Genomic DNA, 13096 nt, shown 5'->3' on the forward strand with positions numbered 1-13096 from the left:
AAATATCTGCCATAGATTATAAGGATTTTTAGCCACGAATTCACGAATTTCTCTAATCCTTTGACTTGATTTTATTTGTGTTAAAATGGCTAAAAACTCACGAATTATTCAAATTTAGATTATAAATAATTCGTGAATTTGTGGCTAATTTTTAACACACAGAAAAAAATCATTATAATCTGTAAAATCTGTGGCAAAAAACATTAAATACAAACGCTATGAAATATAAAATAGCTTTTCTCGCAATTGTATTTGTTTTCGGAAACATGTTTTCCCAAAATAAATATCGTCTTAAAAATTTTTCAACGACAGACGGGCTTTCGCAGAGTTCCGTTATTGCCATTCATCAGGATAAGTTTGGACAAATGTGGTTTGGTACACGTGATGGTCTGAATAAATATGATGGAAGCCGTTTTACGATTTTTAGGAATGATGCTACAGATAAATATTCGATTAGCAACAATGATATTTTAGCTATTGAAGAAGACAACGCAGGAAAAATCTGGGTGGGAACTTACAATGGTTTAAACTGTTATGATCCTGTTTCGAACCGTTTTACGAGATATCTTCATACGAAAGCAAATCATACGATAAGCAATAACGCTGTTTGGAGCATCAGAGAAATTGGTGGCGAAATGTGGTTTGGAACTTCAAAAGGATTAACTATTTACAATAAAAAAACAGGATTATTTACTTCTGTTTTTCATTCAGACGATGATGCTTCTACTCTTCCTAGCAATAATATTCTCAGCATTTTAAAAACCAAAGAAGACCAAATCTGGATTGGAACAACAAAAGGGTTATGTAAGCTGACAAATCGAATGAACGGAAAATTATTCTTTAAAAATTATCCGTTAAACACAACAGATTTATTAAACGTTCAGTCGGTTATTGAAGACCAAGACGGCAGTTTGTGGGTGGGAACAAAAAACAAAGGCCTTTTAAAATTCAATCCAAAAGAAAAAGCTTTTGTTTCTTTTTTGCCAGCTGAAAAATACCGCGAAATCAATACCGATATTCGATCTTTAGTAATTGACAATCAAGGCTCTTTATGGGTTGGCGCCTATGACGGAATTTATATTCTTGGAAAAGATAAAAGCCTTCAGAAAATAAATAATAGCAATAACAATAACGGAATCGACAAAGTGAAGTCTGTTTTTATGGATAAAAAAGGTTCAATCTGGATTGGCTGCTATTACAAAGGTGTGAATCTTTGGGATGTTTCAAACGTCAATTTCTCTAATTATAATCAGAATTCGAAAAAGATTCCGATGAGTTTTGATGTGGTAAGTTCGATAATTGCCGACAAAAACCAGAATATTTATTTTGGGACTGAAGGAGGCGGAATTACGATTTACAATAGAAATACTGAGTCTGTAAGTTACATCAACAGCAAAACTGGACAAACGAATAAAAATGATATCAAAGCGATGTGCCTCTCTGATGATCATATTTTATGGATTGGAACTTTTTCGAAAGGCTTATCAGCTTACAATACCATTTCTAAAAGAATTGAAGATAACAGAATTTCTTCAGATTTAAGCGAATTACTAAAAGACAGCGGTGTTTATGCTCTTAAAACTGAAGGTTCAATTTTATGGATTGGAACTTTCGGCAAAGGCTTAATTCGGTACAACACCATAACCAAAACCTTTGATGCTATTGGAAATGATAACACCAAACCAGTTTTCCTTACCAATAATATCCTGCGCACGATTTTAGTCGATAAGCAAAATTTTCTTTGGGTTGGAACTCAAAATGGTTTGAACCGCATTCCGCTCAAAAATTTCAATCCGCAGAAATATACGATTCAGCATTTCTTTTACGACCATTCGACTGTGTCTGGCGATGATATTCTGACTTTGTTTCAAGATTCTCAAAACAAAATTTGGGTTGGGACAAAAGCAAAAGGATTGCATTATTTTGATGGAAAAAAATTCAACCGAATCAATTTGAGATTTGGAAATACGGTTATCACTTCTATACATTCTATTTTAGAAGATGATGATAAAAACCTATGGATTAGCACCAATCAAGGAATTATAAAATATAATACAATTAAGAAAACGGTTGTTATTTACGACCAGAAAGACGGTTTGGCGAGTAATGAATTTAATGATAATTCGGCTTTAAAATTAAGTTCCAATCAGTTTTATTTTGGAAGTCCGTCTGGAGCAACATTTTTTGATGCTACAAAGATTTCCTTGAATAAATATGCTCCACAGGTTTTAATTACTGATTTGAAGATTAAAAACGAAATTGTTCATGCGCACGATAAAGATGGAATTTTAGAACAAAGCATTGGTTTTACCAAAACGATTACTTTAGATTATGACAAGGCCAATTTCTCGATCAGTTTTGCGATTCCGAATTATATTCGATCTAAAAACAATCAATACAGTTATCGTTTAACCGGTTTAGAAAACAACTGGACAACAACTAAAAACAGTGAAGCCAATTTTGCAATCCAAAATCCAGGAACATATACGTTTGAAGTGCGCGGTGCCAATAACGATGGCGTTTGGAATCAGAATCCGACAACATTGACAGTTATTGTAAATCCAGCTCCTTGGCGCAGCATTTGGGCATTTATGTTGTATGGAATTGTAATTGGTTTAGGTCTATATGGTTTGATTTGGATTATGAAATCGAAAGCAAGATTGAAACAGAAACTCGAACTGGAATATTTGGAAACACAGCGAATTGAAGAAAACAACAAGCTGAAATTGGATTTCTTTACCAATATTTCGCATGAATTCAGAACGCCATTGACTCTGATTTTAGGACCATTACAGCAAATTCTTTCTGATTATAATGGAACTAACGAAATGTACAAAAAGCTTCTGGTGATTGAAAGCAGCGCCAATCATTTGCTGAGTTTGATTAACCGTTTAATGGATTTCAGAAAACTAGAAAATCATCAGGTTACGCTTGAATCGGCAAACGGAAATATTGTCAAATTTACTAGAGAAATCTTTTTATCCTTTAGAGAATATGCGAAAGACGGCGGTTACGATTATACATTTGAAACCGAAAACGAAGAAATTCTGGTTTATTTTGACCGATATAAACTCGAACGTGTATTTTACAATCTGATTTCGAATGCTTTTAGATATACTCCAAAAGGCGGTTCGATAAATATTAAAATCAATCACGATCAGCAGAATCTTTTCATTGCAGTTGAAGATTCTGGCGTTGGAATATCAGAAGAACATATTGATAAAATTTTTGATTTATTTTTTGAAGTTCCAACACACAATCAGGTTCAGAAAAACTACAATAAAGGAACTGGAATTGGACTTTCAATCGTAAAAAACATTGTAGAACTGCATAAAGGAAAAATCGATGTTACCAATAAACCAAGTGGCGGCGTAATTTTTAAAGTGACTTTACCGCTGGGACGCGAACATCTTCTGGACAGTGAAATCATTCCTGATTTTAAAATTAGTGACGATATTGAGCAATACCAAGCGCAATTGGAACCTTCGGAAGTCATCGAACATGAAGACATCGAAGATTTAATTGTCAATGAAGAAAAACAGACGATTTTATTGGTTGAAGATCACAAGGTTCTGAGAAAATTCATGAAAAACCTTCTGAAAAAAGATTACAATATTATTGAGGCTGAAAATGGTAAAATTGCTCTGGAAAAAGCATTAAAATTTGTTCCAAATCTGATTATCAGCGATGTCATTATGCCAGAAATGGTAGGGACTGAATTGTGTTCTAAAATAAAGGAAAACATCAAAACCAGCCATATTCCTGTTATTCTGCTGACTTCGAGATCATCTTTGGTTTACAAATTTGAAGGATTAGAAAGCGGTGCAGATGATTACATCAGTAAACCATTCAATCTAATGGAGTTTAAGCTTCGTGTTAAAAATCTGTTGAACACCACAGAACGTTTAAGAATCAAATTCTCAAGCGAGGACAGTTTTATTCCGTCAGAAATAACGGTTTCATCATTGGACGAAGAACTATTGAAAAAAGCTTTCAAAATCGTGGAAGAAAACATTTCAAATGAACAATTTGATATTCCGTTTTTCTGTTCAGAATTAGGCGTAAGCCGAACCATGCTATTTTTAAAAATCAAAGCATGGACGAATTGCACTCCAAATGAATTTATTCATGAAATAAGATTAAAACGTGCGGCTCAATTATTAGAGCAAAACAAGTTAACCGTTTCTGAAATCAGCTATAAAGTAGGCTTCAACAATCCGAAATACTTTAGCAAATGCTTTCAGAAAAAGTACGGCGAAACGCCTTCTCAATACGCCGACAAATTTTATAAATCTTCAGCTGTACTTTAAAAATCATCGGTTTTAAAGGGTTTAAAAAGGGTATCTGTATTTTTAGATACCCTTTTTTGTATTTCTATATCGTTTTCGGCTTTTACATTTGCGATATGAAAATCAAAAAAACGAGTTACTTAGTGCTTCAAATTTTATTTGTCATTCTCGTCATCGGAATGAGTTTATTGTTTTTCTACTTAATCTAACTTATTAACTCTAAAACCAAAAAATGAATGTTTACAAACCAAACAAACAAATCGTTTAAATGGTGTTTACTGGTATCTTTTTTACTGATAAATATCGTGATGCACGCACAAGAACGAAAAGTGACTGGAAAAATAACTTCTAGTGAAGATTTACTTGGACTTCCTGGTGCCAATGTTTACATCAAAAATTCTTCTGTAGGCGCTTCTGCCGATATGGACGGAAATTATACTGTGATTGTAGGAGAGAAAAATGCTGTCTTAGTTTTCAATTTCGTCGGATTTCAAACGGTTGAAGTTCCAGTTGGAACCAAAAGCGTAATCAATGTAAGCTTAAAACCAGATACAAAGGCACTAGACGAAGTTATCGTAGTAGGTTACGGAACACGTAAAAAGAGCGACATAACAGGTTCTGTATCTTCTGTTACAGCAAAAGAACTGACTGCTTTTCCTCTTTTAAATGCTGAGCAGGCTTTACAAGGTCGTGCTGCGGGTGTTTCGGTAATGACCAATAACGGTGGTGAACCTGGAGCTCCTGTAAAAATCAGAGTTCGTGGAGGAACTTCAATTAATGCAAGTGGAGATGCTCTGATTGTTGTAGATGGTTTTGCAGGCGTTTCTATGCCAGCACCGCAGGACATTGCTTCTATTGAGGTTTTAAAAGATGCATCTGCAACTGCTATCTACGGATCAAGAGGTTCTAACGGGGTTATTATGGTAACGACAAAAAAAGGAAAACCAGGAAAACCAGTTATTGAGTTTAGCAATTCGACTTCTGTGCAATCGGTAAATAACAAGTTGCATTTATTGAATGCCGATCAATTTGCGGCGTACAGAAAAAGCTTTACAACGCACACGCAAGGTCCAGCAAATACAGATTGGCAAGATGTAATTTATCGTGAAGGAATGATTTCTAACTCACAATTGTCTTTTTCTGGCGGATCTGAAAATATAAGATATTATGTTTCTGGAACGTATTTCAATCAAAATGGTGTTGTAATCAATTCAGGAATTGACAAATACACAATCATAGGAAATCTTGAAGCTGATTTATCTCCAAAATTCAAAGTGGGCTTAAACACTTTTACAAGCAAACAGAACAAAGAAGGAATTGTAAGCCAGACTAGCGCTGGAGGAACTGGAGCTGCGGGTGTTATCGCATCGGCTTATCGTTTTATGCCTGATAAAGGAATTTACAATGCTGACGGAACTTACACGACAACAGCTCCAATTGGTGATGATATTGACAATCCTTACGCAACAGCAATGGAGAATATCTTGGAAACCGTTTCTGTTACAAACCGAAACAATTTCTTTGCCCAATATCAAATTACAAAAGATTTAGATTTTAAAACCACTTTAGGTTTAACCGATAGTAATTCGCAAACTGGGAGATTTATTCCTTCAACATTAATTGCCGGAAAAAATATCAAAGGAGAAGCTTCTGTAAACAATACACGATTTTCTTCTTTCTTAACAGAGAATTATTTGACTTTCAAACGTGAAATTATCGACAAAGGAATGCTGACGGTTTTGGGAGGATATTCATATCAAAAAAACAAAAACGAGAATTCGTATGCTGCTTCAAGAGGTTTTTTAACGAATACCAATTCGTATAGAAATTTGGGAGCAGGAACAGTTTTCTTAAAACCGGATTCTGGATTATCTGAAACGGAATTAATCTCTGCTTTCGGAAGGTTGAATTTTGATTATGCTGATAAATATTTACTGACCTTCACAGCAAGACGAGACGGTTCTTCTAGCTTTAGTAAAAACTACAAATACGGAACTTTCCCTTCTGGAGCAATTGGATGGAACATTAGCAAAGAAAACTTCTTAAAAGACAATAAAACGGTTTCAAACTTAAAATTAAGAGCAAGTTACGGAGCAACAGGAAATCCTTCAATTGGTGCCTACTCTACTCTTTCTAGATTCTCTGAAATCTATTATGTAAGCGGTGACGTGATTACCAATGCGGTTCAGCTGACTTCATTAGATAATCCGAATTTAAAATGGGAAACGTCTTATCAGCAAGATTACGGAATTGATTTAGGTTTGTTTGACAATAGAATCAGCATAACGGCAGATTATTATAAAACGATTACCAAAGATTTATTGTTCAACAGACCACTTCCTGGAATTTCTGGAATTGCTTCTCAGCTTCAAAACGTGGGTGAATTAGAAAATAAAGGATGGGAATTGGGTATTAATACGAGAAATTTCATTGGTGCAGATTTTACTTGGTCAACCAACTTTAATATTTCTTCAAACAAAAACAAAGTATTAAAATTAGCCGATAATAAAGATCTTTTAATCAACTCTGCGCCTGGACATTTCTTAGCGACTGAGTCACAGATTTTAAGAGTTGGACAGCCGGTTGGCTCTTTCTTCGGATTTATTTATGATGGTGTAATTCAGCAAGGAGAAACGGTATTGCCAGGAAACTTTGAAACGGCTCCAGGAGGAGAAAAATTCAGAGATTACAATGGCGATGGAAAATTAGATTCTCAGGATAAGACCATCATTGGAAACCCAAATCCAGATTTCATCTTCGGATTTAACAATGATTTCACCTATAAAAATCTTGATCTGAATATTTTCTTTCAAGGTTCGCAAGGAAATCAAATCCTAAACTATACCTTGATGGAATTGGCTTCTGGAAACAACAATGCTACAACTGAAGTTTTAGATGCTTGGACACCGACTAATACGGATACAAATGTTCCTGCAAATGCGGCTAGGACCAAAAGAATTACTTCAAGATTTGTTTATGATGGAAGTTATATCCGTCTAAAAAACATCTCTATCGGATATAGCTTAGATGAAAAAATTGTGTCAAAAATAGGCCTAAGCAAAGTTCGTTTTTACATCAGCGCGCAAAACCTTTGGACGATTACAGATTATCCAGGTACAGATCCTGAAACGAATTATTTAAACGATACGAATTCAAGAAGCAATACCAATTTAGGATTGGATTACGGAGGATATCCAAACGTAAGAACGTTTACAGCAGGATTCAATTTAAAATTTTAATCTAATACAACTATGAAAAAATATATAGCTTTTCTTTGCTTCGGAACAATGGTGTTTTTCAGCTGTTCTGATCTGGAAGAGAAACCAGTAGGAATTATTCGTCCAGAGAACTTTTTCAACAATACAGACGATTTGCAAGCTGCTGTAAATGGAGCCTTCGCTAATATTGCCCACAACAATTATTGGGGAAGAGAATTTACAATTGCCCTTATGCTTCGTGATGATATGGCCGACATCGGCGATAGAACCACTCAGGCTGCGCGTATTGACGTAAACGACATGTCGATGAACGATACCAATGCACTTGTAGCCAACTTTTGGCCACAATCGTATGTAATTATTACCGCGGCAAATCAAGCCATTGAAGGTGCTAAAAAAACACCCGGAGATCCAGCAAAAGTAAATGCCATTGTGGCTCAGGCGTATTTTGCAAGAGCTTTTGCTTACTATCATTTAGTGCGCCTATTTGGAGATATTCCTTATGTTGATTTTGTTGTAAATGATGTGAATCAAGTAAATTCCCTTAGCAAAACAAAAGAAGCAGACGTTTACCCAAAAATCATTGCCGATCTAGAATTTGCCAAACAATGGCTAGATGACAAACCAAAAGTAAAAGCTATTCCTGGAAAAGGTACTGCTGCAGGGTATTTGGCTTCTGTTTACCTGACTTTAGGAAATTTTCAAAAAGCGTATGATGAAGCCAAATTTGTTATTACAAACGAAGCAAAATTTGGTTTAGGTTTAGATGCTGATTTTCAGGATTTATTCAATGCTACCAAAACAGCTTCCTTAAAAGAACCTTTATTTACAATTGACTTTAACAACTTGACTTCTGGAAATTACGGTCAAGATTATACCGCGTTTTTTACAGGATCGTTAAAAGATGACAGTTATAGTTACGGACAAGGGTTTTCTGTTGCTGTTCCGTCATTAAAAGTATTCAATACTTGGGATCAGAGAGATTATAGAAGAGCCGTAAGTTTTGATACCATTATCAGAAAGAAAACCGGTCCAGGCGGATCGCTTCAGGTTTATCCTTCAAGCGACAATGAAAAAGCGCCACGTCCGCATATTGCTAAATATTTCCGTTTTCCGGGGAAAGCTGGAGCGAATGGAAGAACTTCTCAGCACAATTACATTACAATGCGTTTCGCAGAAGTTTTACTAACTGCTGCTGAAGCTTTAAACGAAATTAATCCGGGAACAACTGAAGCTGATGGTTACGTGAATCGCGTTCGTGCAAGAGCGAGAAATAAAGCTGGAAAACTGGTTTCGTTCCCGGCAAATGTAACTCCAGGACTTTCTCAAACCGATTTCAGAAAAATGGTTATTGACGAAAGAAGATTAGAATTGGCGTTTGAATATGTGAGATGGTACGACATCAAAAGGCTTAAAATCGGACCAGAAGTATTTGGACCAAATGGTTTAGAACCACATGCCAATTTTGATCCAAACAGAGATTATTTATGGCCGTTGCCTGGAACAGAACTGGCTATTAATCCGAATCTAAAACCAAATAATCCAGGTTATTAAATTAGCACAATTAGTATTGAACACGGATGAAACGGATTCGCTATCGGGAGCTGATTTAAACGGATTTTTTTAAGTTACGATTAATTGGTTTCCGCAGATTTAACAGTTTGAGCAGATTAAATTAAAAACATTTTTAATCTGCAGGAGACAAAAAAAATCTGCAAATCTGCAAAATCTGCGAGAGAAAAAGTTTAGATCAACATCTTCGCGATAATGAATCCGTACAATCCGCGTCTAACATTTTAGTATAGAAACTAAAAATAAAGATTAATTAGTAATATGAATAAAATTAGTTTCATTTTAATCCTTGGGTTTGCATCGCTGGCAACAGCGTGCAAATCTGGGGTTAAACCTCAAACAAAAAGCACAACAGAGGCAAATAATCTACTCGAAACGCGTTACAAAATGCTTTTGGATTATCCAGTAGATTCCATGTCAATGCCGAGAAGCATGAATACCAAAACTCTCGAAATTCGCAAAGTGCCCTCAAGAGACTGGACAAGCGGTTTTTTTGCTGGAAATCTGTGGCAATTGTACCGATTGACAGGCGATTCAAAATATAAAGAACAGGCTCAAAAATGGACTCCTTTCAGCAAAAAGGAAAGTGTCAACAGCAATTCGCATGACGTAGGTTTTAAAGTGTTTTGCAGTTTTGGAGAAGCGCTGAAAGTGGAAAACAAAAAAGAATACGAAGCGGTAATTGTAAAAGGCGCCGAAACTTTATGCAAAAGATTCAATCCAAAAGTGGGCGCGATTCGTTCTTGGGATTTCAACAAGGAAATTTGGGATTATCCAGTTATCATAGATAATATGATGAATCTGGAATTGCTTTTTGAAGCATCCAAAATATCAGGAAATCCAAAATATCGTGACGTTGCGATTCAACATGCTAATACCACTTTAAAAAATCAATTTAGAGCAGACAATTCCTGCTATCATGTTATTGATTATAATCCAACAACTGGCGAAGTTAGAAAGAAAACGACTCTTCAAGGATACAATGATGATTCGGTTTGGGCTCGCGGTCAGGCTTGGGCAGTTTACGGATTCACGATGTCATATCGATATACAAAAGATCCAGCATACTTAAAGCAAGCCGAAGGAACAGCGAAGTTTTTTATGACGAATAAAAATCTGCCAGAAGACGGAATTCCGTATTGGGATTTTAAAGATCCTAGCATTCCAAATTCGGCAAGAGATGTTTCTGCAGCAATGGTAATTGCATCTGCCCTATACGAATTGTATGGTTACACAAAAAATGACAGTTATTTGGCTTTTGCCGATAAACTGATGACTTCAGTACAAACGGACAAATATATTTTAGATGCTAAAATCAAAGCACCTTTCTTATTTGATCACAGTACAGGAAACTGGCCAAAACATGACGAAATTGACGAACCAATAATTTACGCCGATTATTATTTTCTGGAAGCACTTCTTAGAAGAAAGTAACAAAGGGACAAAGTTACAAAGGTGCAAAGGTTCTCTGCCTTTGAACCTAAAAAAGCCTTATTATGAAGAAATTACACTTTAATACATTTTCAATTTTTGCACTTTTTGTTTTGTTTCAGATTTGTCTGAGCAGTTTTGCTCAGACAAAGATGAACATTAACGACAATTGGCTTTATTTAGAAAATGATACTCAAAAATTAAACGAAGCACAAAAAGCTTCCAACTGGACTTCTTTAAATTTACCGCATACTTGGAATGCCGAAGATGCAACCGACTTAAATCCAGGTTACCGACGCGATGCAAGCTGGTATCAAAAAAAATTAAATATTCCGCAAATCGATAAAAACAGAGTTTACTCTTTATACTTTGAAGGCTCGAATGTAACCACAAAAGTATATGTCAATGGAAAAGAAGCGGGATCGCATATTGGCGGTTATATTGGTTTTTCTATTGATATTACGAATTTCATAAAAGAAGGAAACAACGATATTTTTGTTCGTGTGGATAATAGTTATGATATCGAAATTATTCCGTCTCAAAAAAGCGATTTCTTCATTTATGGAGGAATCACGCGCGACGTCTGGCTAGTTTCGAAATACAAAAATCATATCGAAAATATAAAAATTACAACTCCTGAAGTTTCTGCTAAAAAAGCTTCTCTACAAGTTGTTTCTTCTTTTGTAAATCCTGACAATTCAAAGGACTTATCTTTTACTGTAACGCTTAAAAATCCGAAAGGGAAAAAAGTAGCGAGCAAAACCGTTTTGGTTACAGATAGAACTTCAACAATCACTTTTGAAAACATCAAAAACCCCGAACTTTGGGATACTGAAAAACCAAATCTATACAGACTTTCTGCTGTTTTATCAGAAAAAAATCAAATTAAAGACAGTATTTCAGAAAAAGTTGGCTTCAGATGGTTTGAATTTAAAGATCATGGCCCTTTTTATTTGAATGGAAAACGTTTATTGATTCGCGGAACGCATCGACATGAGGAACAAGCTGGTGTTGGAGCCGCTATGAGCAACGAACAGCACTGGGCAGATATGAAATCTATTAAAGAAATGGGAGCCAATTTTGTTCGTTTAGCACATTATCCTCAAGATCCGGAAGTTTATAAGGCCTGTGACGAACTTGGACTTTTGGTGTGGGATGAATTGCCGTGGTGTCGTGGTGGAATTGGAAATGAAGTTTGGAAAACGAATACCAAAAATATGCTGGCAGAAATCATCAATCAAAACTATAATCATCCGAGTATTATTATCTGGTCTTTAGGAAATGAAATCAATTGGCTTCCTGATTTTCCTGATGGCGACAATGATAAGAAAACGAATGAATTTTTAACGGAATTAAACGACATCGCTCACAAACTGGATCCAACCCGCAAAACGGCTATTAGAAAATATTACGAAGGCTCGCATATTGTAGATGTATTCTCTCCTTCTATCTGGTCTGGATGGTATTCTGGAAGCTATAAAAGCTACCAAAAAGCGATTGATGTTTATAAGAAAGAATACAAACATTTTATTCATGCCGAATATGGCGGAGATAGTCATGTTGGACGTCATAGCGAAAACCCAATTACAGGTGAAAATGTAATAAAAGCCGAAGGTTGGGAAGAAGCGATTGTTCAGACCAAAGTAGCTAATATTGCACAAATTGGCGATTGGAGCGAAAACTATATCGTTGATTTATTTGACTGGCATTTGCATATATCCGAGAATGACCCAACGTTTGTGGGAAATATTCAATGGGCATTTAAGGATTTTGCAACGCCTTTGAGACCAGAAGACGATATTCCGTATATGAACCAAAAAGGATTGACAGACCGAAACGGAATTCCGAAAGATGCGTATTATGTTTTTAAAAGCTATTGGGCGACAGCACCTTTCGCTTACATCGAATCGCATACTTGGACTGAGCGCCAAGGTCCTGAAAACACACCGAGAACGATTAGCGTTTTCAGTAACTGCGAGAAAGTGACTTTTTCCCATAACGGAAAATCATTAGGAGAAAAACAGCGAAATCTTGCTCTGTATCCTGCAAATGGTTTAACTTGGGATGTCAATTTTACGAAAGGAGAAAATATTTTAGTTGCCGTCGGAAAAACAAAAGAAGGAAAAACGGTTTCTGATACATTGAAAGTGAATTATCGTTTCAATAAAAATGATACGGCGATTTCGCTGCAATTATCATCAGAAAAACTAAAAAACGGCAATTATTTAGTTACCGCCATTGCAGTTGACAATAATAATTTACGCTGTCTGGATTATGAAGCGAGTGTTTATTTTCAATGTTTAAAAGGCGGAAAAACGCTAAAAAATCAAGGAACACCAACTGGAAGCGAATCGATAAGAATGGCAAACGGAAAAGCTTCTATCGAAGTAATTCCCGATGGTTCCGGTAATCCGATTGAAATGACGGCATTAAATCAGAGCTTTAAAGGAGAATATTTGAAGATTCCAATTAATTAACTTAACCGCAAAGAGCGCAAAGGAAAAGTTCGCAAGGCACGCAAAGCCTTGCGAACTTTGCGTAAAACTTAGCGTCCTTTGCGGTTAAAATATATTTCAGATTAAAACA

5 protein-coding genes are annotated in these 13096 nt (G+C 35.7%); all 5 read left to right on the forward strand.

Features of this window, described 5'->3' with window-relative positions:
• Positions 1-218: 218 nt before the first annotated feature.
• The 5 genes from FF52_RS17460 to FF52_RS17480 all read left to right on the forward strand — a co-directional run bounded on the left by FF52_RS17460 (position 219) and on the right by FF52_RS17480 (position 12987).
• A complete protein-coding gene (locus FF52_RS17460; protein ID WP_008467588.1) occupies positions 219-4310 on the forward strand; it encodes a two-component regulator propeller domain-containing protein in 4092 nt (1363 codons plus the stop codon).
• A 215-nt stretch (positions 4311-4525) separates the two neighbouring features.
• Positions 4526-7528: a SusC/RagA family TonB-linked outer membrane protein gene (locus tag FF52_RS17465; RefSeq protein ID WP_008467590.1), complete on the forward strand. Its 3003-nt coding sequence runs from the start codon at positions 4526-4528 to the stop codon at positions 7526-7528.
• Positions 7529-7540: 12 nt separating this feature from the next.
• The gene (locus FF52_RS17470) at positions 7541-9061 is read left to right on the forward strand and encodes a RagB/SusD family nutrient uptake outer membrane protein (RefSeq protein WP_008467592.1); all 1521 of its coding nucleotides are present in this window, start codon (positions 7541-7543) and stop codon (positions 9059-9061) included.
• Positions 9062-9340: 279 nt separating this feature from the next.
• Positions 9341-10513, forward strand: a complete 1173-nt coding sequence (locus FF52_RS17475) for a glycoside hydrolase family 88 protein (protein WP_008467593.1) — start codon at positions 9341-9343, stop codon at positions 10511-10513.
• A gap of 62 nt (positions 10514-10575) precedes the next feature.
• The gene (locus FF52_RS17480) at positions 10576-12987 is read left to right on the forward strand and encodes a glycoside hydrolase family 2 protein (protein WP_008467596.1); all 2412 of its coding nucleotides are present in this window, start codon (positions 10576-10578) and stop codon (positions 12985-12987) included.
• The last annotated feature ends 109 nt before the right edge of the window (positions 12988-13096 follow it).

This window comes from Flavobacterium sp. F52, assembly GCF_000278705.1.
Taxonomy (GTDB): Bacteria; Bacteroidota; Bacteroidia; order Flavobacteriales; family Flavobacteriaceae; genus Flavobacterium; species Flavobacterium anhuiense.